Source organism: Bradyrhizobium sp. HKCCYLRH2047, from assembly GCF_051168175.1.
Lineage (GTDB): Bacteria > Pseudomonadota > Alphaproteobacteria > Rhizobiales > Xanthobacteraceae > Bradyrhizobium.
This window is the reverse complement of the sequence record NZ_JBNPUM010000011.1, coordinates 1-21,474: the sequence shown is the minus strand read 5'-3', so window position 1 is coordinate 21,474 and position 21,474 is coordinate 1. Positions and strand designations below refer to the sequence as shown.

The 21,474-nt window shown below is 65.9% G+C and carries 25 protein-coding genes and 1 pseudogene; 14 read left to right on the top strand and 12 right to left on the bottom strand.

Annotation, left to right across the window (positions count from 1 at the left end; genetic code table 11):
* Positions 1-25 precede the first annotated feature (25 nt).
* Positions 26-1,228: a pyridoxal phosphate-dependent aminotransferase gene (locus ACQR1D_RS24465; RefSeq protein ID WP_315733933.1), complete on the bottom strand. Its 1,203-nt coding sequence runs from the start codon at positions 1,226-1,228 to the stop codon at positions 26-28.
* A 192-nt stretch (positions 1,229-1,420) separates the two neighbouring features.
* On the opposite strand from ACQR1D_RS24465, the gene ACQR1D_RS24460 reads away from it, so the two are divergent.
* The 5 genes from ACQR1D_RS24460 to ACQR1D_RS24440 all read left to right on the top strand — a co-directional run bounded on the left by ACQR1D_RS24460 (position 1,421) and on the right by ACQR1D_RS24440 (position 4,734).
* On the top strand, positions 1,421-2,653 hold the full coding sequence (locus ACQR1D_RS24460; protein ID WP_434894114.1) for a glycosyltransferase family 87 protein: 1,233 nt from the start codon (positions 1,421-1,423) through the stop codon (positions 2,651-2,653).
* 193 nt (positions 2,654-2,846) lie between these two features.
* Positions 2,847-3,497, top strand: a complete 651-nt coding sequence (locus tag ACQR1D_RS24455) for a glutathione S-transferase family protein (protein ID WP_315803309.1) — start codon at positions 2,847-2,849, stop codon at positions 3,495-3,497.
* Positions 3,498-3,691: 194 nt separating this feature from the next.
* The gene (locus ACQR1D_RS24450) at positions 3,692-3,943 is read left to right on the top strand and encodes a hypothetical protein (RefSeq protein WP_434894115.1); all 252 of its coding nucleotides are present in this window, start codon (positions 3,692-3,694) and stop codon (positions 3,941-3,943) included.
* Between the two features lie 67 nt (positions 3,944-4,010).
* A complete protein-coding gene (locus tag ACQR1D_RS24445; protein WP_316217490.1) occupies positions 4,011-4,211 on the top strand; it encodes a hypothetical protein in 201 nt (66 codons plus the stop codon).
* A 61-nt stretch (positions 4,212-4,272) separates the two neighbouring features.
* Complete coding sequence (locus tag ACQR1D_RS24440) at positions 4,273-4,734, top strand: GNAT family N-acetyltransferase (protein WP_434894116.1); 462 nt, start codon at positions 4,273-4,275, stop codon at positions 4,732-4,734.
* Positions 4,735-4,998: 264 nt separating this feature from the next.
* On the opposite strand, the gene ACQR1D_RS24435 is transcribed toward ACQR1D_RS24440, so the two are convergent.
* From ACQR1D_RS24435 to ACQR1D_RS24420, 4 genes and pseudogenes are all read right to left on the bottom strand, one after another.
* Positions 4,999-5,442 (bottom strand): endonuclease domain-containing protein, encoded by a 444-nt coding sequence (locus tag ACQR1D_RS24435; protein WP_316177599.1) that lies wholly within the window; start codon positions 5,440-5,442, stop codon positions 4,999-5,001.
* 103 nt (positions 5,443-5,545) lie between these two features.
* Positions 5,546-5,866, bottom strand: coding sequence for an antibiotic biosynthesis monooxygenase family protein (locus ACQR1D_RS24430; RefSeq protein ID WP_315803304.1), 321 nt, complete (start codon positions 5,864-5,866; stop codon positions 5,546-5,548).
* 134 nt (positions 5,867-6,000) lie between these two features.
* Positions 6,001-7,224, bottom strand: coding sequence for a DUF1501 domain-containing protein (locus ACQR1D_RS24425; protein WP_316237591.1), 1,224 nt, complete (start codon positions 7,222-7,224; stop codon positions 6,001-6,003).
* Positions 7,221-8,742, bottom strand: a pseudogene (locus ACQR1D_RS24420) (DUF1800 domain-containing protein). Before ACQR1D_RS24420 ends, ACQR1D_RS24425 begins: the two are co-directional and overlap by 4 nt.
* A 145-nt stretch (positions 8,743-8,887) precedes the next feature.
* Between ACQR1D_RS24420 and ACQR1D_RS24415 the strand changes: the two are divergent.
* The 4 genes from ACQR1D_RS24415 to ACQR1D_RS24400 all read left to right on the top strand — a co-directional run bounded on the left by ACQR1D_RS24415 (position 8,888) and on the right by ACQR1D_RS24400 (position 11,126).
* A complete protein-coding gene (locus tag ACQR1D_RS24415; RefSeq protein WP_315803301.1) occupies positions 8,888-9,109 on the top strand; it encodes a cysteine-rich CWC family protein in 222 nt (73 codons plus the stop codon).
* On the top strand, positions 9,106-9,789 hold the full coding sequence (locus ACQR1D_RS24410; protein ID WP_434894117.1) for an HAD family hydrolase: 684 nt from the start codon (positions 9,106-9,108) through the stop codon (positions 9,787-9,789). The genes ACQR1D_RS24415 and ACQR1D_RS24410 overlap by 4 nt, the downstream gene beginning before the upstream one ends.
* A 204-nt stretch (positions 9,790-9,993) precedes the next feature.
* Positions 9,994-10,629, top strand: coding sequence for a hypothetical protein (locus ACQR1D_RS24405; RefSeq protein WP_316177589.1), 636 nt, complete (start codon positions 9,994-9,996; stop codon positions 10,627-10,629).
* A gap of 14 nt (positions 10,630-10,643) precedes the next feature.
* Positions 10,644-11,126, top strand: coding sequence for a hypothetical protein (locus tag ACQR1D_RS24400; protein WP_316237593.1), 483 nt, complete (start codon positions 10,644-10,646; stop codon positions 11,124-11,126).
* On the opposite strand, the gene ACQR1D_RS24395 is transcribed toward ACQR1D_RS24400, so the two are convergent.
* Positions 11,101-11,730 carry a TetR/AcrR family transcriptional regulator gene (locus tag ACQR1D_RS24395; RefSeq protein ID WP_316237594.1) on the bottom strand — a complete coding sequence of 210 codons (630 nt, stop codon included), beginning with the start codon at positions 11,728-11,730 and terminating at the stop codon, positions 11,101-11,103. The two genes, ACQR1D_RS24400 and ACQR1D_RS24395, sit on opposite strands and share 26 nt — an antisense overlap.
* A 96-nt stretch (positions 11,731-11,826) precedes the next feature.
* On the opposite strand from ACQR1D_RS24395, the gene ACQR1D_RS24390 reads away from it, so the two are divergent.
* Complete coding sequence (locus tag ACQR1D_RS24390; RefSeq protein WP_434885115.1) at positions 11,827-12,615, top strand: crotonase/enoyl-CoA hydratase family protein; 789 nt, start codon at positions 11,827-11,829, stop codon at positions 12,613-12,615.
* On the opposite strand, the gene ACQR1D_RS24385 is transcribed toward ACQR1D_RS24390, so the two are convergent.
* From ACQR1D_RS24385 to ACQR1D_RS24375, 3 genes are read right to left on the bottom strand one after another with little or no spacing between them, the layout of a single operon-like run.
* Positions 12,612-13,307: a glutathione S-transferase family protein gene (locus tag ACQR1D_RS24385; protein ID WP_434894118.1), complete on the bottom strand. Its 696-nt coding sequence runs from the start codon at positions 13,305-13,307 to the stop codon at positions 12,612-12,614. The genes ACQR1D_RS24390 and ACQR1D_RS24385 overlap by 4 nt on opposite strands.
* 30 nt (positions 13,308-13,337) lie before the next feature.
* A complete protein-coding gene (locus ACQR1D_RS24380; RefSeq protein WP_316177581.1) occupies positions 13,338-13,577 on the bottom strand; it encodes a hypothetical protein in 240 nt (79 codons plus the stop codon).
* Positions 13,578-13,584: 7 nt separating this feature from the next.
* Positions 13,585-14,346 carry a TSUP family transporter gene (locus ACQR1D_RS24375; protein ID WP_434894119.1) on the bottom strand — a complete coding sequence of 254 codons (762 nt, stop codon included), beginning with the start codon at positions 14,344-14,346 and terminating at the stop codon, positions 13,585-13,587.
* A 90-nt stretch (positions 14,347-14,436) separates the two neighbouring features.
* Here ACQR1D_RS24375 and ACQR1D_RS24370 point away from each other — a divergent pair, with 90 nt between their 5' ends.
* The 4 genes from ACQR1D_RS24370 (at position 14,437) to uvrB (ending at position 19,594) form a co-directional block, all read left to right on the top strand.
* Entirely contained in the window at positions 14,437-15,360 is a 924-nt protein-coding gene (locus ACQR1D_RS24370; RefSeq protein ID WP_315803292.1) for a LysR substrate-binding domain-containing protein, read from the top strand.
* Between the two features lie 66 nt (positions 15,361-15,426).
* A complete protein-coding gene (locus tag ACQR1D_RS24365; RefSeq protein WP_315803493.1) occupies positions 15,427-15,639 on the top strand; it encodes a hypothetical protein in 213 nt (70 codons plus the stop codon).
* 203 nt (positions 15,640-15,842) lie between these two features.
* Complete coding sequence (locus ACQR1D_RS24360) at positions 15,843-16,025, top strand: hypothetical protein (RefSeq protein WP_315714095.1); 183 nt, start codon at positions 15,843-15,845, stop codon at positions 16,023-16,025.
* A 164-nt stretch (positions 16,026-16,189) separates the two neighbouring features.
* Positions 16,190-19,594, top strand: a complete 3,405-nt coding sequence (gene uvrB, locus ACQR1D_RS24355) for an excinuclease ABC subunit UvrB (RefSeq protein WP_434894120.1) — start codon at positions 16,190-16,192, stop codon at positions 19,592-19,594.
* Positions 19,595-19,673: 79 nt separating this feature from the next.
* Here uvrB and ACQR1D_RS24350 read toward each other — a convergent pair whose 3' ends face one another.
* From ACQR1D_RS24350 to ACQR1D_RS24340, 3 genes are all read right to left on the bottom strand, one after another.
* Positions 19,674-20,276 (bottom strand): hypothetical protein, encoded by a 603-nt coding sequence (locus ACQR1D_RS24350; protein ID WP_316217504.1) that lies wholly within the window; start codon positions 20,274-20,276, stop codon positions 19,674-19,676.
* A gap of 26 nt (positions 20,277-20,302) precedes the next feature.
* On the bottom strand, positions 20,303-20,818 hold the full coding sequence (locus ACQR1D_RS24345) for a papain-like cysteine protease family protein (protein WP_434840272.1): 516 nt from the start codon (positions 20,816-20,818) through the stop codon (positions 20,303-20,305).
* 417 nt (positions 20,819-21,235) lie between these two features.
* Positions 21,236-21,409: a hypothetical protein gene (locus tag ACQR1D_RS24340; protein WP_434840244.1), complete on the bottom strand. Its 174-nt coding sequence runs from the start codon at positions 21,407-21,409 to the stop codon at positions 21,236-21,238.
* Positions 21,410-21,474: the final 65 nt, after the last annotated feature.

Here is a 21,474-nt window from a genome sequence, read left to right as displayed (position 1 = left end):
AGATTCAAAGGTCGCTGTTGCCCGATTACCTCAAATTGCCGCAGAAGCGCTGGATGCGCTTGCAGGCGTCCTCGAGGTCGGAGGTCTTGGTCGCGTAGGAGATGCGGAATGCCGGGCCGAGGCCGAATGCCGAGCCGTGCACCACCGCGACGCCCTCGGTCTCCAGCAGCTCGGTGACGAAGGCCTCGTCATTGTCGATCACCTTGCCCGACGGCGCGGTCTTGCCGATCGTGCCGGCGCAGGACGGATAGACGTAGAACGCGCCCTCGGGGCGCGGGCATTCGATGCCGCTGGCCTGGTTCAGCATCGACACCACGAGGTCGCGGCGCTCCTTGAACACCTTGTTGTTGGCCGGGATGAAGTCCTGCGGACCATTCAAGGCTTCGACGGCAGCCCATTGCGCGATCGAGCACGGGTTGGAGGTCGACTGCGACTGGATCGTCGCCATCGCCTTGATCAGGTGCGCCGGGCCGCCGGCATAGCCGATGCGCCAGCCGGTCATGCAATAGGCCTTGGAGACGCCGTTCACGGTCAGCGTGCGGTCGTACAGCGACGGCTCGACCTGTGCCGGCGTGGTGAACACGAAGTCGTCATAGACCAGATGCTCATACATGTCGTCGGTCATGATCCAGACATGCGGATGCTTGACCAGCACCTCGGTGAGCGCCTTCAGCTCGGCCTTGGTGTAGGCCGCGCCCGTCGGGTTCGACGGCGAGCACAGGATCAGCCATTTGGTCTTCGGCGTGATCGCCTTCTCCAGCGCCTCCGGCTGCAGCTTGAAGCCATGCGCGGCTGTGCAGACCACTGGCACCGGCTCGCCGCCGGCGAGCGCCACCATCTCGGGATAGCTGACCCAGTACGGCGCCGGGATGATCACCTGGTCGCCGGGATTGATGGTCGCCATCAGCGCATTGTACAGCACCTGCTTGCCGCCGACGCCGACGATCACCTGGTTCGGCTTGTAGGTCAGGCCGTTCTCGCGCTGGAACTTGCCGATGATGGCTTCCTTCAGCTCGGGGATGCCGTCGACCGCGGTATACTTGGTTTTGCCGTCCTGGATCGCCTTGATCGCGGCCTGCTTGATGTTGTCGGGCGTGTCGAAATCCGGCTCGCCGGCGCCCAGCCCGATGACGTTGCGCCCCGCCGCTTTGAGGACGCGCGCTTTGTCCGTGACCGCGATGGTCGCGGACGGCTTCACACGGTCGAGCGCAGCGGCGAGAAAGGACATCATCAGCTCCTATGCAGGCGTCGTGGATCACCCTTTTCGGGCCACGACCAGTCATGTCAGGGAAACGCTTGCTTTTAAGGCCCCGGGCGCTGCATCGCAAGAAGCTTGGGCACATGGCTCCCAAGACTTTAGGGAACGTTAAAGCGGCCCCGCTAGCGTGGCCCCCACGATTGTCCAGAGTTTCAGGCCGAAATGACCAATATCGGGTACGCCCTGCGATCCGGCGACTGGCTGACGGCCACGCGGATCAAGTCCTACAGCTGGATCCTGCTCGCGGTCACGATCGTGGCCATCGCCGGCTGGATCGCGCTGTCCGATGGCCTGATCGACCGCAACGGCAAGCCGATCGGTACCGACTTCTCCAACGTCTATGCGGCAGGCGTGCTGACCCTTCAGGGCAAGGCGGCCGACGCCTATGATCCGCCGCTGCAGCATGCGATGGAAAAGGCCGTGTTCGACGGCCGCGACGTGCCGTTCTTCGGCTGGCACTACCCGCCCTTCTTCTTCGCGATCGCCGCCATCACCGCCCTGCTGCCCTATGCCGGCGGGCTCGCGCTCTGGGTCGTGTCGAGCCTGCTCGCGTACCTCGCGGTCATGCGCGCGATCCTGCCGCGTTCCGAGACCCTGCTGGTCGCGACCGCGTTTCCCGCCGTGTTCGTCAACATCGGTCACGGCCAGAACGCGTTCTTCACCGCGGCGCTGCTCGGCGGCGCGCTGTTGCTGATGGAGCGCAGCCGGCCGTGGACGGCCGGCATCCTGATCGGCCTGCTCGCCTACAAGCCGCAATTCGGCGTGCTCATTCCCGTGGCGCTGCTCGCAGGCGCTCGCTGGCCGACGATTGCTGCGGCAACCGCCACGGTGGCCGCGCTGGTCGCGATCAGCTTCGCCGCGCTCGGCAACGACGTCTGGCACGCCTTCTTCCAGTCGATGACCTTCACACAGAGCGTCGTGCTCGAGCAAGGCGGCACCGGCTGGGAGAAGATCCAGTCGGTGTTCTCGGCCGCGCGTCATTGGGGCGCCGATATCAGATCCGCCTATGCGCTGCAGAGCCTGCTGGCGCTGTCGCTCGCGGCCGGACTTGCCTGGCTGTGGCGGAGCGAGGCGGCGTTCGATCTCAAGGCGTCGGCACTGGCGAGCGCGAGCCTGCTGGCGACGCCCTATGTGCTCGACTACGACCTCGTCGTCGTTGCGGTCGCGATCATCTTCTTCGTCCGGCACGGCCTCGCGAACGGCTTTCGCGACTACGAGCTCAGCGTGCTCGCGGCCGCCTGGATCGTGCCGCTGCTCTCGCGCAGCGTCGCCGGGCTGACGACGATACCGCTGGGCCTCATCGTTCTGATGACCCTGTTCGCGCTGACCTTGCGCCGCGCACTCACCGATCGCGCGGTCGAGATCGGTGGACAGGCGCGCATCGCGCAGGCGTGATCTCGATTGTTTGAATCTATTGGAAAGTTGTTATTCGAGAGTGCAGTGCAGTAGCGCATTTCGACTTTTTCCATCCGCCGGCTCTTGCAGCCTGCGCTCATCGGCATCATTGTCTGGCCGCATTGCGGGACGATCTGGCGTCCGGATGCGCGATGCGTCCAACCCTTGATTCCTCGAACTCGAAACCGGCCGGATGTACAAGCTCTATTCGATGCAGCGGTCAGGCAACAGCTACAAGGTCCGCCTTGCGCTCGCGCTTCTGAACGCGCCCTATCAGGCGATCGAGATCGACATCCTGCGCGGCGAGAGCCGCACGCCGGATTTTCTCGCCAAGAATCCCAGCGGCCAGGTGCCGCTGCTGGAGGTCGGCGAGGACCGCTTCATCGCCGAATCGAACGCGATCCTCTGGTATGTCGCCGGCGGCACGCCGCTGGTGCCGGAGCAGCGCATCGAGCGCGCCGAAGCGCTGCAGTGGATGTTCTTCGAACAGCATGCGCTCGAGCCGAACATCGGCGCCGCCTATTTCTGGCTGCTGCTGGTCAAGGGCGGGCGCGACCTGCAGACCCATGCGCTGGAGGACTGGATGGAGCGTGGCTATGCCGCGCTCCAGGTGATGGAGAATCACCTCAAGAGCAACGACTACTTCGCCGCGAAACAGCTGACGGTCGCCGACATCGCGCTCTACGGCTACACCCACGTCGCCGATCGCTGCGACTTCGATCTGTCGACCTTCCCGAAGATTCGCAGCTGGCTGCGCCGCGTCGAGCAGACGCCCGGCTTCGTCGCGATGGACTGGCAGCCGGCGCTGATCGATTCGGCAGGCATTGCTGCCGACTACGGCTGACACGTTCACCGTAAGACTACCGACTATCCGTAGAACAGCGGGGAAAATACACGCGATGGCGGGAACGATCACCGCCGACGCCATGTTTCTGCCCTTTTTTCTGATTTGCCGCCGCAATCCTGCCCAGCGCGACCTTAGAATTTACCTCTGCGAGTGATTCGCTCGCGGATGTATGGGTAAGGGATTTCGACTTCATGTCCGGGTGGCGTCTTGCTTCCGTTCCGAAGTTCAGTTGGGTTCGCGGCCAGGCATGGCCGCTAGCGCCGGACCTCCGCCGAGAGCTCCCGGCGCCCGTCAGCGGCTTTCACGACGACGCGACGCTCACCCTGTCGCCGAGCCTGACCACCGCCGTGGTCGCGACGATCGCGGCCAGCACGCTCTCGTTGGGTGTCAGCGTCACCATCGCGGTGGTGTCGATCCGCGCCGTCTTGTCGATGCCCGCTTAACAGGAAGCCATTTTGACAACCCTTCGCGGTTTTCGCGACAACAGGCGATGATTGTCTCGCGCACAAGATGGCGATGAAATCGACGGTCGTAATCGTTGCCGTGACCCTGGCACTCGCGATCCTGCTGGCGGCGTCACTGCTGATCCTGATCGAGCGGCGGGGCGAGCTTTCGTTCTCGCCGCTGACCGAGGAGGATCGGTCTGTCTATGTCGAGCTGGTGCGGCCGCCCGCCGCCGAACCGGTGCCGCCGCTGACCGTCTCGGATTGATCGCGAGCGCGGCTGCGCGTATCGAAGGTCCGTCGAGATTCAAACGGACGGCGAAGCCTTCATGCACGAAGCCCTCACTGTGCGCGCCATCGCGCGCGACGATCATGATCGCTGGTTGCCGCTCTGGGACGGCTACAACGCCTTCTACGGCCGTTCGGGGCCGACGGCGCTGCCGAGCGAGGTGACCGCCGTGACATGGTCGCGCTTCTTCGATGCCGACGAGCCGGTGCATGCCCTGGTCGCCGAGTGTGGCGGCGAGCTGATCGGCCTGGCGCACTACCTGTTTCATCGCGCCACCACCACGATCGGGCCGCTCTGCTATCTCAACGACCTGTTCACGAGCGAGGCCGCCCGCGGCAAGGGCGTCGGCCGGGCGCTGATCGAGGCGGTCTACCGCGAAGCGCGACAGGCCGGTGCGCCGCGGGTCTATTGGCAGACGCATGAGACCAACACCACGGCACAGGCGCTCTACGACAAGGTCGCCGAGCGCTCGGGCTTCATCGTCTACCGCAAGGCGCTGTGAGCGGACGGTGTCACGCCGCCGTCACGGGGCAGGCCTACGCTCCATCGAGCGCCTGATCATCCCCCGTCACCGGTCACGCGTTTCAGCGGTCCCCGTCAGTCGCCGTCTCTGACCGGGGCCGCATTTTTTTGGCGTGGCCACCTCTGAGAGCGGAAAGCGAGATGCTGCCGTGCGATCGGTGGGCTCCCTCTCCCCGTTCTTCACGGGGAGAGGGCTGGGGTGAGGGGCAGCGGATCGGGCGGTGCAGCCTTGCCAGAGCGCCCACTACTCACGCGTCAGCTCATCTTGAATCAGCGTCAGAACGCCTTCGATATTTCCTAGGACATCGTTGTTCCAAAAGCGAAGAACCCGATAGCCTTCCTCCGCTAAACGGCGATCGCGAACAACATCCTGCTTAGACTCGCTGTGTTGTCCCCCGTCAATTTCAACGATGAGGCGCCTCTCTCGACAAACGAAGTCGCAGATATATTCTGCGACCGGGAGCTGCCGAACAAACTTGTGACCATCCAGCCGACGGCTGCGTATCTTATCCCACAGCGTGTTCTCCGCGTTCGTCTGGGCAGTGCGGAGCCGCCGAGCAAGACCGACGGATTTCAGATCTGGTCCTCGCATGTGCCGTACCTCATCGCAGGTCTTCATCGTGCTGAAGCCGTTGAGACTGCAATACAGCACGAGCTGACGAGACCGGGCGAGCGCGACGACCACCACCCGTGCCGCTGCCCCTCACCCCAACCCTCTCCCCGTGAAGAACGGGGAGAGGGAGCATACCGGCTACGCAGCGGCAGCTCGAATCCAAATCCCGAGCAACGTCCTACTTCTTCCCACCCACCGTCTGCCTCACCTCGAAGCCCTCGAACTGCGGCGGGCCGAGATAGAGCGGCTTGTTGTCGCCGGCGCCCTTGTGGGCCATGCGGAAGGCTTCGGACTTGGTCCAGTCCTCGAACGCCCCCTTCGACGCCCAGATGGTGTGCGAGGCGTAGAGCGTATGGTCCTCGGCTTCCGGTCCCTTCAACAAGTGAAACTCGACGAAGCCCGGCACCTTGTCGAGATGGCTGTCGCGCGACAGCCAGACCTGCTCGAAGGCGGCCTCCGAACCCTTGGCAACGCGAAAACGATTCATGGCGATGAACATGCTGATCTCCTGAGGATGAATGCCGCAGGCCAGGGAGTAGCAGACTTCGCGATGCAATGCGCCTGCGGCAATCGCCGCTGATGCCGCGACGTTGAACGCTACGGGACCCGATCAGGACAGGGCGCAAGCGATCCCTACGCCACGAGCCCCTTGATCGGCTTCACGGCCGCGCTGTCCGGAAACACCGCGCCGCCGAGGGCGTGCTCACCGATGCCGAGATGATCGGCGAGCACGCCCTTGAGCACCGCGCGCAGATCCGTGGTCGGCGCAAGATCGCGTCCCTGGTAGAGGCTGGCCATCTTCAGCGTCGGCCAGTCGGCGATCACCCGCCCGCCCTTCACCGCACCGCCGGCGAGCAGGGCGACGGTGCCGGTGCCATGATCGGTGCCTTGCGTGCCGTTGATCTTCGCCGTGCGCCCGAACTCGGTTGCGACCATCACGACCGTATCGCGCCAGCGCGGGCCGAGCCCGCTCTCGAACTCGGCGAGCGCACCATCGAGACCCGACAGGAGTTGCGCCAGCCGGCCGACCGCGCCGCCTTCATTGGCATGGGTGTCCCAGCCGTCGAACGCCAGCGCAGCGATGCGCGGACCATCATCCGCCGCGATCAGCTTCGCCGCGCCGCGCGCGACCTGGCGCATCGCCGCGATCTGGTTGCCGCCCGGCTTCGGCTTCATGTCGTCGCCGAACGCGACCTTGTCGAGCTTGAGCCCCTGCGACAGCGCAGCCGCCAATGCGGGATCGCGATGCGCATAGAGGTCCACCAGCCGCGTCGCGGTGTCGTCATCGGCCTGCGGCAAGGTCACCGGCGCCCAGCCGACGGTGGGCGCTGCGCCGCGCAGCACCAGCGGTGCCGTCGGACCGACCGCGAGCGCGCCCGTGACGCGGGGGCCGCGTGGCAGAGCCTCGACTGCGCGGTTCAGCCAGCCCGATTGCACGCGGCCAGGACCGGCAAAGCCGCTTTCGAGCACGTCCTGGCCATCGAAATGCGAGCGCTCGCGATACGGTGTCGCGACCGCGTGAACCACCGCCGCCTGCTTGTCGCGATACATGCGTGCGAATTCCGGCATCGCCGGATGCAGCGCAAAGAACGAGTCGAGCGGCAGCGCCGGATTCGGTCCCGCCGTCGTCAGCGCAATCGCGCCATGCAGCCCGGCGTAGTCGGGATCGCCGACCGGCGCCACGGTGGCGAGCCCATCGAGCGCGCCGCGCAGGATCACGACGATCAGCCGTGGATCACGCCGATCGGCGGCCCGCGCGAATTTCGGCAGATAGCCCCAGGCGGCAAAGGACGCGCCTGCCAGCAGCAGGTGGCGACGCGAGGTCAACAGCGAGGTCGCGATCCGGTCCATCGTCATCTCCTCTGGAATTCCGGCGACATCAGCAGCAGCGCCAGCGCCTGCTGGCGCGATTCCGCACGCTCGATCGTGCGCCGCGTCTCCGTCGAAGTCGCGTCTCCCGCGGCGAGATCGAGCAGATCACGGGGATCGAGATTGTTGCCGAGACGCGCGGCGAGTTGCGCGGAGATGTCCAGCCGCAGCTTCATGCCCTCGGGGGCGGCCCACATCGCGGTGGTATCCGCCGAATCCGTTCGGCCCTGCGGGCGCCCACAGCGGCTGTCCCAGCATGTTCAGGGAATTGAGATAGAAGCCGGGATCCTCGGGCACGCGCGCCAGCAGCCGGCCGCCCGCGACCAGGAACTCATAAGGCGAGCGGATCTTGGTCAGCGGTGCCGACCAGGCTTCATCGGCATCGACGAGCGCCAGCGTCACCGCTCTCAGATCGCCGTCGCTCTTCTTGAATACGGCCTCGAGCCGCGCGACCAGCGCAGGCGGCGGATCATCGGCGACGAAATGGCGCGCGAGCTTGGTGGCGATGAACTTCGCAGTCGACGGATGCCGCGCGATATCGCCGAGCGCAGCCTCGCCCTGGGCGAGGCCATCATCCCCGTAGACCTTGCCGAGCAGGGTCTGCGGCCCTGGCTGATGCGCATTGGCATTGAACACGAAGCTGCCGGGCGCCGCGTTGCGGGCGTTGCGGCCGGCGAAGCTCCAGCCGGTGATGATGCGCGCCAGCGACGTCACGTCCTCCTGGCTATAGCCGCCGCCGACACCCAGCGTGTGCAGCTCCATGATCTCGCGCGCGAGATTCTCGTTGAGGCCGCGCTTGCGGTTCTGGCCGGCGCGCGAGTCCGGTCCGAGCGATTCCTGGTTGTCGAGAAAGAACAGCATCGCCGGATGCTGCTCGACCGCCTTCAGCATGTCGGCGAAGCGCCCGAGCACGTGCGGCCGGATCGCCTCGCGCTCGAACGCGCCAGCCCACATCCGCGCCAGTTCGCCCTTGCCCGCTGAGATGCAGAAATGATTCGACCAGAACGCCACCAGCCGCTCGGTGAAGCCGCAATCGGCGAGCACGGCGCGCTGCAGCCGCGCCAGCGCTTCAGCACGGAACGTCTTCTGGACGACGTTGGGCGGCTGCTGAGCCTGCGCGGGCTTTGCCGGCGCTCCCTGCATCGCGGGTGCGGGGTCGGCACCGGCCGCCGGGGCTGCCGAGGGCGGCGCGGCCATGGCTTTGTCCGCGCCGTTCGTGGACAAGCCGCGCGTCTGACTGGACGGGTCCTGCGGCGCAGCCTCCGACTTCGCGGCCTCGCGGGCCCGCTTGACCTCGTCCTGATAGGCGAAGACGGCAGCGGCGAGTGCGGGCGTCGACTGCAAGCCCGGCGCCTCCAGCAGCGCTCCATTGGGACGGCCGAGCTCGGCCTTGACGAAGCCGCGCGGGTCCGACGCCGCATTGACGAGATCGCCCGAGGCGCCGCCACGCGCGCCGAAGCCGAAGCGATTCAATGCGACAAGAGCCGCCTGGGCATCACGCGCCATGCCTCATCCTCACCAGCGGCCCGTCATCACGGGAGCTCCCGAAGCAGTTTGCTGCCGCGACCGCAGACTGCGATGGCGCGGCAGATTGTCACGCACTATACTTGCCCGCGCAGATGAACCGGACATGAAAAGAGGTGGATCGGACGTGGTTCCGAAGGTGACAAATCGTTTAGCAGACGTGGCCGCGCGGCAACTCATCTGCGAGTCGTGCGGCGCGGAGTTCAGCTGCGATCCCGGCGGCTCCTGCTGGTGCTTCGAAGAGGCCGTGCGCCTGCCGCTGCCCGAGACCGGACAGACCCGGTTCAAGGACTGCCTGTGCATCAATTGCCTCAAGAGGCTGGCCGGCGAACCGGAGCCGGGCTCGTGACACGCTGGCACGTCGAAGCCGTCCTGCTCGACATGGACGGCACGCTGCTCGACACCGAGAAGGTCTATCTCGAAGCGGCAATCGCAGCGCTGAATGCGCTCGGCTATAGTGATGGCGTCGTCGAGCTCTGTCACGCGATGATCGGCATTCCCGGACCCGACAACGAGCAGACCCTGCGCGACCATTTCGGCGACGATTTTCCGCTGCTCGAAGTCAACCGCCTGTTCGCGGCCAAGACCATCGAGATCCTGCAGGCGGGCATGCCGCTGAAACCCGGCGTCATCGCGCTGCTCGACGCGATCGACGCGGTCGGGCTGCCCAAGGCCGTCGTGACCTCCTCCTCGCGCCGCACGGCGGCGGAACACCTTGGCCTCGCCGGCATCGACCACCGCTTCGATGCGGTGCTGACGCGCGACGACGTGACCCGTGCCAAACCGCATCCGGACCTCTTTCTGCTCGCCGCGGAACGGCTGCGGACGCGCGCGCCAGCCTGCGTCGCGATCGAGGATTCCAATCCCGGCGTCGCCTCGGCGTACGCCGCCGGCGCGATCACCTTGATGGTGCCGGACATCGTGGCGCCGAACGATCATTCGCGGGCGAATGCGGCGGCCGTGCTGCCGGATCTCGACGCCGCCATGGCGCTGCTCGCGCGCCGTTCGGTGCTGCCCGCCAGGATGTGACGTCAGATCCGCGGCCTGTGAAGCGGCCGTACAGCTTTGCCATTGTCTTCAAACGCGACCGAACATGGTCACAATCGGTTCACGTCGTTGCGCCGGTGCCCACGGCCCTATCGGATGCATTAACCCGCACGCCCTACCGTGCACGGCGTTGGTGGATGGGCTTATTTCATGTTGCGATTCATTGGCGCCGCAGGTGCGGCATTCTTGGCTGCGTTCGCTGGTGTGAGTTGGGCGGTCAGGGGGTTTCCGCTTCCGGATGGACCGTGGCGGGGCATGATGCAGACAGCTTCGATTGAAGCCGCATCAAATCTCGCTGCGCCGACGCCCGGGACCGTGGCGGTCGTGGCTCCCCTCTCCCCGACGGTCGACAGGACCTTCGGCGGCCCAGAATCGAAGGAGTTCGAGCGCAAGGCGTGGCTCGCGCAGCACACCTCGCAGAGCGACAAGAATCCCAAGCTGGACGTTTTACGCATGGACGCGTTGCAGGCCGCGACGGCCTACAAGCTGTCGCCCTGCGACACAACCATGAAGCAGAACCTGGTCGACGCACTGACGGCCTACACGCGGGCCTATGTTGCCAAGCTGGACTGCAAGCGGCAGTTCTGGGGCGCGAAAATCTGCACCGACAAATCGCTTCGGGAGGCGGCCGACAGCGTCGGCACGCCGCTCGATCAGCGCGTGAAGGAGGCGTTGTTCGAAGCCTTCGAGGAGAAGGGCATCACCAAGGCGGACTTTCCGGCTGATGTGCGCGAGGAGGTCCCGCACTTCGCCGGCCCCGCTTTCTGGTCCGACGAGTCGGCGGTGTGCCGGACGAGGCAGGCGCAACGGGACCGGCGATAGCAACGGGCGCTGCCATGAACCGGCTGATCTTCATCATTGCGGCCATCGTCGTCTGGCAGGTCGGCGGACGGCTGTTCCTGACAGACGCGCCGACCACGGCGGCGTTTCCGCCCGTCACCGGCGCGGAGTTTCAGGACCACGAGAAATACACCGAGGACGCCCGGCGCTCGCAGCGCGAAGACGCGCTGAAGTCGCTCGACCTCGCCTGGAGCGACCGCTGCGGCGCCAAGCGCGACAACTTCATCAGCGGTCTCAACCACTACTACTATCATCGGCAGAACCAGAACGAGCGCTACCCCGAGACCTATGGTCCGGCCGGCGCCGCCTATATCGCCGGCGTATGGACGACCGCCGAGGATCGAAGGATCGAACGGCTCACGCAGGAAGCCTACGCCGCCGGCTACATCAAGCCATCCGATTTCGACGGCATGGCGAGCCAGATGGTCGCCACGGTCGTCCGCGGCGAACAGGTCAGGGGACGCGGCTGCGCCGGCTGAGGGTTGCGCGCGACGCGGACCGCTTGCCCTTCGGCAGGGTCGCGGCGATCAGCGTCCGTGCCGCCGCGCCCGCGGTTTCCATGTAGCTGGGGTCGCGATGCAGCAGCACGACGGCGAACGCGCCGTCGAGCAGCAGCAGCATCTGGCGGGCGAGCGCGTCCGCTTCGGCAATTCCCTGCTCTGCGAAGATCGCCTGCAGCCAGGCCTCGAACTTCTTCTTGTGGGCGGCGCCGATCCTGATGGCGGGATGGCCGGGCAGATTGGCGAGCTCCGCGGTGGTGCGCAGGAAGCCGCAGCCGCGCCATTTCGGATGCCGCGCGGCGCGGGCGAGCTGGTTGAAGATCCCGGCGATCTTGTCGGGCAGCGCGCCGTCGGTCTCGTCGAACCAGCGCTTGAACAGCGCCAGGTTCGGCTGGTCGCGCGCGGCGAGATAGGCCGCGACGAGATCGTCCTTGCTGCGGAAATGATAGTACAGCGTCTTCTTGGTGACCCCCGCCTTCTCCGCCACCGCATCGACGCTGACGGCGCGGATGCCCTCGGCATAGAACAGCCGGCTCGCGGCGGCGACGATGCGGGCGGGCGTGGGATCGGAGGAACGGGGCATGGCGGCGCTCGGTCAATGTATACTGACCAGTGAATATACCTCGGCGGCCGCGGCGCCTAGTCTCCGCCTGCTCCACCCTTCAGCCTGCGAGACGCCATGACCGACCTCATCCTGCTCGACATCTCCGACCGCATCGCCGTGATCACGCTGAACCGGCCGCAGCGGCTGAACGCGCTCAGCTACGCGCTGATCGATCGATTGATGGCCGCGCTCGACCGCATCGAGACCGATGCCGGCGTCAGGGCCGTGATCCTCACCGGCGCCGGGCAACGCGCCTTCTCAGCCGGCGCCGACATCGACGAATTCACCGCGAGCGTCCGCCAGGGGCGTGCCGCGGCGCTGCGCGACTTCGTCCGGCGCGGCCAGGCGATGACGGCGCGGCTTGAGGCGTTCCGCAAGCCGGTCATCGCGGCGGTCAACGGGCTCGCCTTCGGCGGCGGCTGCGAGATCACCGAGGCGGTGCATCTGGCGGTGGCGAGCGAGCGCGCCAGCTTCGCCAAGCCCGAGATCAGGCTCGGCATGCCGCCGACCTTCGGCGGCACGCAGCGGCTGCCGCGGCTGGTCGGCCGCAAGCGCGGGCTCGAGCTGCTGCTGACCGGCGACGCCTTCCCGGCGCAGCGCGCGCTGGAGATCGGCCTCGTCAACGCCGTCGTGCCGCACGACGGGCTGTTGCCGGCGGCGCGCGCGCTGGCACAGCGCATCATCCGCCACGGGCCGGATACGGTCACGGGCATCATCACCGCCGCGACGCGCGGGCTCAACATGACGATCGGCGAAGGGCTGCAGGTCGAGAGCGAGCAGTTCGCGAGCCTGGTCGGCAGCCGCGATCTCGCCGACGGGCTGGCGGCCTGGCGCGAGCGCCGGCCGCCGCGGGTCCCCAGCTAGACCGGGTGACCGGGCGACTTGCGCGCCAGCCCGTCGAACGCATCGAGCAGCCGCTCGCGCCAGGCATGGACGCTGTCGCTCTCCTCCAGCAGCCGGAACGGGCTCACCACGCGCGCCCACTGGAAGCCGCCGAACACGATGTAGTCGGCATAATCGGGCGCATCGCCGCCGATGAAGGCCTGCGTCTTCAAGGTCTGGCGCAGCGGCTCCAACGACCTGCGGAAGCCGATGACGGCCTGGTCGCGCGCGGCCATGACCTCTTCGAGGCTCTTGCCGAACCGCGCCTCGCGCGATTTGCGGAAGTAGTCGGCATCCGCGGCGGCGAGGTTCTTCGGAATGTCGGCGATGATCAGCGGGAAGATGCCGCCGACGATGGCGATGTCGCCCCAGGCATTCATGAAGCGCGCCATCGCGCGGCCGCCGGCGCCGCCGAACAGCGACGGCCGGTCCGGATAGGTGTCCTCGAGGTAGTTGGCGATCGCCCAGGAATCGGCCACCGCGCGGTCGCCGTCGAGCATGACCGGCACCTTCTCCGAGCCATGCGGGGCGATCGCGCTCTTCTCGGTGAAGCGCCACGGAATCGTATCGGCGCTCAGCCCCTTGTGCGCCAGCGCCATCCGCGTACGCCAGCAGTACGGGCTGAACGGGCGGCCCGCATCGGTCCCGACGAGTTCATACAGCTTCACGGCCATTCCCGGTCCTTCCTCCATCTCCGGCCCGTTCTAGCGCACCACGCGGCCGTTGTCGCGCAGCAGCTGCGCGCCGGCGTCGGTGACGACGATGAAGATGCCGACGCCCGCGATCGCCTCGCGCGTGACATAGCCGAGATCGGCGGCATCCTCCCACACCGTCAGCCGCGGGCAGCTCGTCCGCCACGTCGCCACCACCTCGGCGTGGCGGCGCGGCGCGCGCGCGATCCACTCGACGAAGTCCAGCACCAGGGGATCTGCCGATACGGCCATGCTCGCCTTACTCCGCCGCCGAGCTCTGCGCGGCCAGCAGCAGCCAGCCGCCATAGAGGATGTAATAGCTCGCCACCGCCGTGATGATGCGGGTGGCCCAGGTGCGGAACTGCTGCTCGCTCATCGCCTCCAGGAGCCGCCGCGCCAGGCTGGTGCCGAGCATCGACGCCCCGACGGCGACGAGCGCGAGCACCGGATCGAGACCCGCGGCCTGGTCGATGATGCCGCCGAAATAGATCAGCTTGGTGAGATGGCTCGCGACCTGGCACGTCGCCTTGGTGGCGACGATCGACCTGCGATCGAACCGCGCACCGAGAAAGAACGTGTCGAGCAGCGGCCCGGACACGCCGGTCATCAGCATCAGCCCCATGCAGATCGTGCCGTAGATCGCGCCCTGCCAGACACTGTCCGGATCGGGCTTCAGGCTCGGCGGCATCAGCCGCGCCATGAACGGGGTGATGCCGAGCAGCAGCAGCGCCATCGGCGTGTCCGGCACGTAGCGGATCAGCGACCACAGGCCGAGCGCCAGCGCGCAGCCGACGAGATACACCGCGACCGGCCGCCAGCGGATGTGCCGGCGCCACAGCACCGCGCGCCAGCCGTTCGACGCCATCTGCGTCGCCGCGTGCAGCACCATCGCCGCCGGCAGCGGCATGATCGCCAGCAGCACGCCGATCAGGATCAGCCCGCCCGCCATGCCGAACAGGCCCGACAGGAACGCCGTCGCCACCATCAGCAATCCGAGCGCTGCAATCAGGGCGGGTGTCATGGCTGAGCTCCTCGCCATGCAATTTGTCGCACTGGCGATATCGGCACAAACCGAGTTATCTTGCCCTCCATCAGTTTTCCTGAGGGCGCGATGAGACGGCTGCTGTTCCTCAACGGCATCAAGGCGTTCGAGGCGGCGGCGCGCACCGGCAGCTTCGCCGCGGCAGGCAGCGAGCTCAACGTCTCCGCGGCTGCGATCAGCCGCATGGTCAACCTGCTCGAGCAGCGGCTCGGCGTGGTGCTGTTCGAGCGCAAGGCCAACCGGCTGGCGCTGACCGCCGCCGGCCGCGCCTATCAGAGCGGGCTGACGCCGATCTTCGACGCGCTGTCGAGCCTGACCGCGCAGATCATGGCGCCGTCGTCGATGCGGGTGCTGACGCTCGGCGTCGGGCCGACCTTCGCGATGAAATGGCTGATCCCGCGGCTCGCCGATTTCAGCACCGAGCAGCCGGACATCGAGGTGCGCATCACCACCGGCGGAGCGGCGGTGCCGTTCGGCGACGATTGGAGCTGCGGCATCAAGCTCGGCGACGGCGCCTGGCCGGGCCTCGTCGCCGAGCCGCTGTTCGCCGCCGATCTCGTGCCGGTGTGCACGCCGCGGCTCGCCGCGACCTTGAAGAAGCCGGCGGATCTCAAGGGACCGAGCCTGCTGCGGGTGTCGCACGCCGCCGAGGACTGGGCGCTGTGGCTGAAGGCCGCGGGCATCACGCGCGTCAGCGCGCGCGGCACCGAGTTCCAGTACTATGGCCATGCGCTGCAGGCCGCGATCGACGGTCTCGGCGTCGCCATGGGCATCCGGCCCTATATCGACGACGATCTCGCCGCGGGACGCCTGGTTGCACCGTTCGCACTGACCGTCCCGAAAGGCGAGCGCTGGTATCTTGTCTACCGACATTTCCAGGCCGGCCAACGTGATTTCGCCGCGTTCCGGCGCTGGATCATGCGCGCGGCGTCACAGCCCGCGACCCGGAATTCTCAACGCAGGGACGCGATCAAAAAAGACGCGGACGTGTGAACCTGTTCACAAATGATCGGACCAATTCATGCTGTCGTTGCCGTTCGGGACATCCAGGACTGCGCAATGACGTATTTGTACGAGGACTTCGCCATCGAGCCGTTCGAAGCAGGACGCGGCTTGTGGCACGCGCGGATCCGCCGCGCGGACATGACCCCGGTGGTGATCAATGGCGTTTCGTTCCCCTCGCTCGAAGTCGGCTTCGCCTGGTCCGATGCGGACATGGCGATTGCCGACGCGAAAAGCCATATCGACCGCTTTCGCAAGCGGTGGGGCTGACACCTGCAAACCGATTCGGCGCACTTTGAAGCACGCGACGGAGGATATCGACCGAACCCCGGGAAAAGACGGATAGCGCGACGTGGAACAATCTCCGAGAGTGAAGTCCCCGAGAGTCCACCCGCGCGGCCAGACGGTTCCAAGCCAACATTCCAAACGCCAATTCGAAATGCCGAGTGTATTCGTAATGCGGACTGCAATTCATGGCTGAGCCTGCCGTCAAACACCTCGCTTTTTCGGTGCGTACGCGATGCCCGGACTGCGATGCGGAGCTGAGCGTCCTGAGCGTCATCAACGGCCGCGGCGGTTCCGAGTACTGGGCCCTGCAATGCGTCGCCTGCCACGGCGTGCATCTCGACATCGTCGAGCAGCCGACCCGGCATTGACCGTCGGCACGGCGTCGCGGGAACGCCATCGCGCTCATTGAACGCGCGTGGTCGTCCGCGCGCATGCGCATCGCGGCGTCCTGCTGCCACCATGCTGTCAGCAGGGCTGGAGGGGGCGCCCGATCACTCTTTCAAGTCGGCCTCATCCGTCCCATATTCGGGCGATGGCGAAGACCCCCGACACCCCCAAGAAGCCCGGCCGAACTCCGAAATCGAAAGCGCACCGGCCCGACGTGCAGCCGATCGGGCCCGCGCTCGCCGAGCTGCTCAATCCCGCCATCAACCGCGGCGAGAGCGGCATCGGTTCCTCAACGGGACTGCAGCCTCCGCCGGATAATTCCTGGGACCGCCGCAGCGGCGGCGAAGCCGCCGCGCACCGCGCGCGGGCGTCGACGAAGGGCAGGAGCGCCGAGGTCGCGACGGGCGACGCCTCGGCGCGACCCATGCCGCTGCGGCCGAATCCGCAGCCGGCGGGGGGGCGGTCGTCCGTCCGTGACACGTCACGAGCTTCAGCCCAGCAGGACGCTGCGCTCCCTCCCCCCTTGTGGGGGAGGGCTGGGGAGGGGGGTGCCCCAAGCAACACTACCCGTGAGTCCACCCCCGCCTCCTCCCCGCAAGGGGGAGAGGAGGAGAGCGTGGCAGCGCGACCTGCGCCGCCTCCCGCGCTGGCTGACGACTCAGACACAGCTCGTGCCGGAGTGCCCCCCTCCCCCCCCCTCCCCCACAAGGGGGGAGGGAGCGCCGCAGCGCAAGCGGACGCGCCCTTTGACAACGCTGGCGAGTCAGGCCTCGCCGAAGCGCCGCAAGCCAATTACGGCACCGCCGCCACCATCCCGACGCTCGATCCCGAGCTGGCGCGGCAGCTCGGCCTGCCCACGGCCGAGGACGACGAGGAAGCGCTCGCCCGTCCGCCGCGCAGCAAGATGGAGGCGCTCGGCGTCAAGGCCACGGCGGAAGCGCTGGAGTCGCTGATCCGCGAGGGCCGTCCCGAGTTCCGCAAGGACGACGGGTCGCTCAAGATATGGACGCCGCATCGTCCGCCGCGCCCGGAGAAGTCGGAAGGCGGCGTCCGCTTCGAGATCAAGTCCGCCTACGAGCCCAAGGGCGACCAGCCGCAGGCGATCAAGGAGCTGGTCGAGGGCATCCAGCGCAACGACCGCACCCAGGTGCTGCTCGGCGTCACCGGCTCCGGCAAGACCTACACCATGGCCAAGGTGATCGAGGCGACGCAGCGCCCGGCCATCATCCTGGCGCCGAACAAGACGCTGGCCGCGCAGCTCTATGGCGAGTTCAAGAGCTTCTTCCCCGACAACGCCGTCGAGTACTTCGTCTCCTATTACGACTACTACCAGCCCGAGGCCTACGTCCCACGCACCGACACCTATATCGAGAAGGATTCCTCGATCAACGAGCAGATCGACCGCATGCGCCACTCGGCGACGCGGGCGCTCTTGGAGCGCGACGACGTCATCATCGTCGCCTCGGTGTCGTGCATCTACGGTATCGGCTCGGTCGAGACCTACACCGCGATGACCTTCGCGCTGAAGAAGGGCGAGCGCATCGACCAGCGCCAGCTGATCGCCGACCTCGTCGCCCTGCAATACAAGCGCACCCAGCACGACTTCACCCGCGGCACCTTCCGTGTGCGGGGCGACGTCATCGACATCTTCCCGGCGCACTATGAGGACCGCGCCTGGCGCGTGAATTTGTTCGGCGACACCGTCGAGAATATCGAGGAGTTCGATCCGCTCACCGGCCACAAGCAGGACGAGCTGGAGTTCATCAAGGTCTACGCCAATTCGCACTATGTGACGCCGCGCCCGACTTTGGTGCAGGCGATGAAGTCGATCAAATCAGAGCTGAAGATCCGGCTCGACCAGTTGCATGCGCAGGGGCGCCTGCTCGAGGCGCAGCGGCTGGAGCAGCGCACCACCTTCGACCTGGAGATGATGGAGGCGACCGGCAGTTGCGCCGGCATCGAGAACTACTCGCGCTACCTCACCGGCCGCCTGCCCGGCGAGCCGCCGCCGACTTTGTTCGAATACGTCCCCGACAATGCGCTGGTGTTCGCCGACGAAAGCCATGTGACCGTGCCGCAGATCGGCGGCATGTTCCGCGGCGACTTCCGCCGCAAGGCGACGCTCGCCGAATACGGCTTCCGCCTGCCGTCCTGCATGGACAACCGCCCGCTGCGCTTCGAGGAGTGGGACATGATGCGGCCGCAGACGGTCGCGGTGTCGGCGACCCCCGGCGGCTGGGAGCTGAACGAGGCCGGCGGCGTGTTCGTCGAGCAGGTCATCCGCCCCACGGGCCTGATCGATCCTCCCGTCAACATCCGCCCCGCCCGTACCCAGGTCGACGATCTCCTCGGCGAGGTCCGCGCCACCGCGCAGGCCGGCTATCGCTCGCTGATCACGGTGCTGACCAAGCGCATGGCCGAGGACCTCACCGAATATCTGCACGAGCAGGGCATCCGCGTCCGCTATATGCATTCGGACATCGACACGATCGAGCGCATCGAGATCATCCGGGATCTCCGCCTCGGCGCCTTCGATGCGCTGGTCGGCATCAACCTGCTGCGCGAGGGTCTCGACATTCCCGAATGCGCGCTGGTCGCCATCCTCGACGCCGACAAGGAAGGTTTTCTGCGCAGCGAGACCTCGCTGATCCAGACCATCGGCCGCGCCGCGCGCAACGTCGACGGCAAGGTGATCCTCTACGCCGACCAGATGACCGGCTCGATGGAGCGCGCCATCGCCGAGACCAACCGCCGCCGCGAGAAGCAGGTCGAGTACAACACCATCAATGGCATCACGCCTGAGAGCGTCAAGAAGTCGATCGGCGACATCCTCAACTCGGTGTACGAGCGCGACCACGTGCTGATCGAGACCGGCGGCGGCACCACCACCGACGACGTCATCTCGATCGGGCACAATTTCGAGGCCGTGCTGGCCGACCTCGAAACCCGCATGCGCGAAGCCGCCGCCGATCTCAACTTCGAGGAAGCCGCTCGCCTCCGCGACGAGGTCAAACGCCTCCGCGCCACCGAACTCGCCGTCGTCGACGACCCCACCGCCAAGCAGCGCACCGTCCAGGGCAAGGCCGGCGCCTACGCCGGCACCAAGAAATACGGCGACGCCGCCAATTTGCCGACGGCGGCCTTGAAGGGCCGGGGTGGCTCCAGCCGCAGTTCATCAAGCCGCGCCGGCGGTCCCTCCGTTCCCTCCCCCCTCGTGGGGGAGGGTCAGGGAGGGGGGCCCGCGAGTCGCGGCGGTCGTGGCGGCGCAAAGTCTCGCGACCACGATCCACTGATGCCCTCGGTCGACGAGATCACCGGCGGCGCCTCACGCAGCACCAGCTCCAAAGTCCACAAGCCGCATCTCGACGAGATGCACGGCCCGGAATCCCTGCCCTACCGCCCCAACGCCAAGCTGCCGGCAAAGCCGTTCGGCAGCAGCAGCAAGATCATCCAGCCGACCAACTCCCGCGAATCCGGACCCGAATTCGGCCCGGCCCCACGCTCGACCGGCGGCGCGCCGGGGAAGCGGGGCGGGTGGAAGAAGCGGTGAACACAAACCTTACGGAAAGCCACACTGATTAAACGAGATCATCAAATCATGCGCGACTATTGAGTCGACCGCAACAATTCTAGAAACCGCGTCGATGAGGAGAAGACGGGACGGCGATAGCGAAGCGATCTTGTGCCGCTTCTTTCAGTCGATCGAGGAAATGCGGATCATCTTCTATACTTCTGCCATCTATGCTTGGCTCGATTTTGCCTTCTGCTATTGGAAAGAAAATATCCTCAAACCCGCGAGCCTCATGTAGCCATAGTGCCGTCACATACATTGCAGGCACCTCCAGCGCTCTGACCTCATACTCTTCACTCGAGGATTCATACTCCCGCTTCACTATCTCCGTCGCTTTGAAAAAGCGCTCGGCCACAGGTCCGCGAATAAGCGCTGAGAGATTTGGAGGAGCTTTATCGGCTCGGACGTCAGCCAAGGCTATGCCGCCTGCCCAAACGATCGGATATCGCCACGCCGTGGGATCACTCTTGTGCAGAAAATCAGATTTTAGTGCGTCTGCTGGACTAATCAGAAAAAGCGGGATCGCACCTTTGTTATGAACTTTCTTGGCGCCGCCGAGCGTAGAACTGCTGCTTCGAGGGCCCCTGGACAACAAATGCGGGAGAGCGGCGTTCACCGCAGCCACCCCGCCAGACGGACCAAGACGACTGACAATAGTCATATCGGGAGTCCCTTTTTACGATCCCATTACGCCGAAAGCGGAGCGTCCGCGACAGGGCCGCCGGCCACGGGGCTAGGAGTTGCAGAAGTAAAATACGTATGCGTCCATGTGTCTCCGGGAGAACGGTAAGACGAGCAAAAATCGTTGTATGCGATTTGAACGAAGCCGTAAAATGGATCGTGAACCTCCACATACTCCAGGCCCGTACCATCCCGGGACCATCCGCCCACTCCGACAAAGTGGGCGCCAAAGCCGCCGGCCCACTGTATCCGGCAACCTAATGGCCGATCAGCATTCATTTCGCTCACGAGGTCCGCGAAGGATATGTCGGAGAGAATGAGACCGGCAAAGTGACCAACGCGAGTGAGCGCGCGGTCCAGGTACCACGCCCGATTGCATGCACCGCTCGCATCCACCCCACAGCAATCCAAAGGTGCCAGTTCACCTGAAGCAACTTCGCATTGTGTCCGATTGACCGCACCGTAGAAGATGGCGACGCTCGCGCTCACGGCAGCCCAGCACCAGAACTCTTGTTCCTGCATCTGAACCGCGAAGCCACTCAATGATTTCGAACCAGCGCCTCCACCGGTGGATCCCGACGGTACCGTCTGCATAGACATCCGTTAGTCCTTCGCCAGTATTCATTCCTGAAAATCAATAGGACGTGGGTGCATCAGACCGACGCTGTCATCTCAAGAACAGCCTCGGCGGCCCTTTACAACTTCAAACGTCCGAAATCTATCATAGATTGTAGATTTTTAAAATCAAACTATCCGAGTAGTCGGGGGGGAGAGGCGCCTAACTGTTGAGGCGATTTCCTCGCCGTGACCGACGAAGCCTTACATTGTAGATATAGGCGAGGATTTCAGTCGGCAGACCGCTTGCCGCCAGTGGCCATAACGCCAGCAAGACGGTTGCCCTCGCGAGAAGGCTGCAGAGGGCTGCTCGGCACGAGGCAATCACTTCAGCGACACTCCGCCCTCAAATCGAGACAGCGATTTTTTCATTGGCCTCAGGATGCCGAGCGGTCCTGAGGCAACCGAACCAGCTCCGCCAGATAACCGGCCTGACAAGCGAAAGACCCAGCGCTTATTCCGAAAAATAAAAACATCTTGCGCTTTATCGGAAATCATGATTATCTCCGCGCATCCCGCCTCACCGCAGAGGGGCGTAGCGCGCGATCGTCACGACACGCGAG

Bases quoted from the DNA above. Each gene is read 5' to 3' on its own strand.
- ACQR1D_RS24465 (WP_315733933.1), bottom strand. From the start codon at position 1,228: ATGTCCTTTCTCGCCGCTGCGCTCGACCGTGTGAAGCCGTCCGCGACC.
- ACQR1D_RS24460 (WP_434894114.1), top strand. From the start codon at position 1,421: ATGACCAATATCGGGTACGCCCTGCGATCCGGCGACTGGCTGACGGCC.
- ACQR1D_RS24455 (WP_315803309.1), top strand. From the start codon at position 2,847: ATGTACAAGCTCTATTCGATGCAGCGGTCAGGCAACAGCTACAAGGTC.
- ACQR1D_RS24450 (WP_434894115.1), top strand. From the start codon at position 3,692: ATGTCCGGGTGGCGTCTTGCTTCCGTTCCGAAGTTCAGTTGGGTTCGC.
- ACQR1D_RS24445 (WP_316217490.1), top strand. From the start codon at position 4,011: ATGGCGATGAAATCGACGGTCGTAATCGTTGCCGTGACCCTGGCACTC.
- ACQR1D_RS24440 (WP_434894116.1), top strand. From the start codon at position 4,273: ATGCACGAAGCCCTCACTGTGCGCGCCATCGCGCGCGACGATCATGAT.
- ACQR1D_RS24430 (WP_315803304.1), bottom strand. From the start codon at position 5,866: ATGTTCATCGCCATGAATCGTTTTCGCGTTGCCAAGGGTTCGGAGGCC.
- ACQR1D_RS24425 (WP_316237591.1), bottom strand. From the start codon at position 7,224: ATGACGATGGACCGGATCGCGACCTCGCTGTTGACCTCGCGTCGCCAC.
- ACQR1D_RS24400 (WP_316237593.1), top strand. From the start codon at position 10,644: ATGAACCGGCTGATCTTCATCATTGCGGCCATCGTCGTCTGGCAGGTC.
- ACQR1D_RS24395 (WP_316237594.1), bottom strand. From the start codon at position 11,730: ATGCCCCGTTCCTCCGATCCCACGCCCGCCCGCATCGTCGCCGCCGCG.
- ACQR1D_RS24390 (WP_434885115.1), top strand. From the start codon at position 11,827: ATGACCGACCTCATCCTGCTCGACATCTCCGACCGCATCGCCGTGATC.
- ACQR1D_RS24385 (WP_434894118.1), bottom strand. From the start codon at position 13,307: ATGGCCGTGAAGCTGTATGAACTCGTCGGGACCGATGCGGGCCGCCCG.
- ACQR1D_RS24380 (WP_316177581.1), bottom strand. From the start codon at position 13,577: ATGGCCGTATCGGCAGATCCCCTGGTGCTGGACTTCGTCGAGTGGATC.
- ACQR1D_RS24375 (WP_434894119.1), bottom strand. From the start codon at position 14,346: ATGACACCCGCCCTGATTGCAGCGCTCGGATTGCTGATGGTGGCGACG.
- ACQR1D_RS24370 (WP_315803292.1), top strand. From the start codon at position 14,437: ATGAGACGGCTGCTGTTCCTCAACGGCATCAAGGCGTTCGAGGCGGCG.
- ACQR1D_RS24365 (WP_315803493.1), top strand. From the start codon at position 15,427: ATGACGTATTTGTACGAGGACTTCGCCATCGAGCCGTTCGAAGCAGGA.
- ACQR1D_RS24360 (WP_315714095.1), top strand. From the start codon at position 15,843: ATGGCTGAGCCTGCCGTCAAACACCTCGCTTTTTCGGTGCGTACGCGA.
- uvrB (WP_434894120.1), top strand. From the start codon at position 16,190: ATGGCGAAGACCCCCGACACCCCCAAGAAGCCCGGCCGAACTCCGAAA.
- ACQR1D_RS24350 (WP_316217504.1), bottom strand. From the start codon at position 20,276: ATGACTATTGTCAGTCGTCTTGGTCCGTCTGGCGGGGTGGCTGCGGTG.
- ACQR1D_RS24345 (WP_434840272.1), bottom strand. From the start codon at position 20,818: ATGCAGGAACAAGAGTTCTGGTGCTGGGCTGCCGTGAGCGCGAGCGTC.
- ACQR1D_RS24340 (WP_434840244.1), bottom strand. From the start codon at position 21,409: ATGATTTCCGATAAAGCGCAAGATGTTTTTATTTTTCGGAATAAGCGC.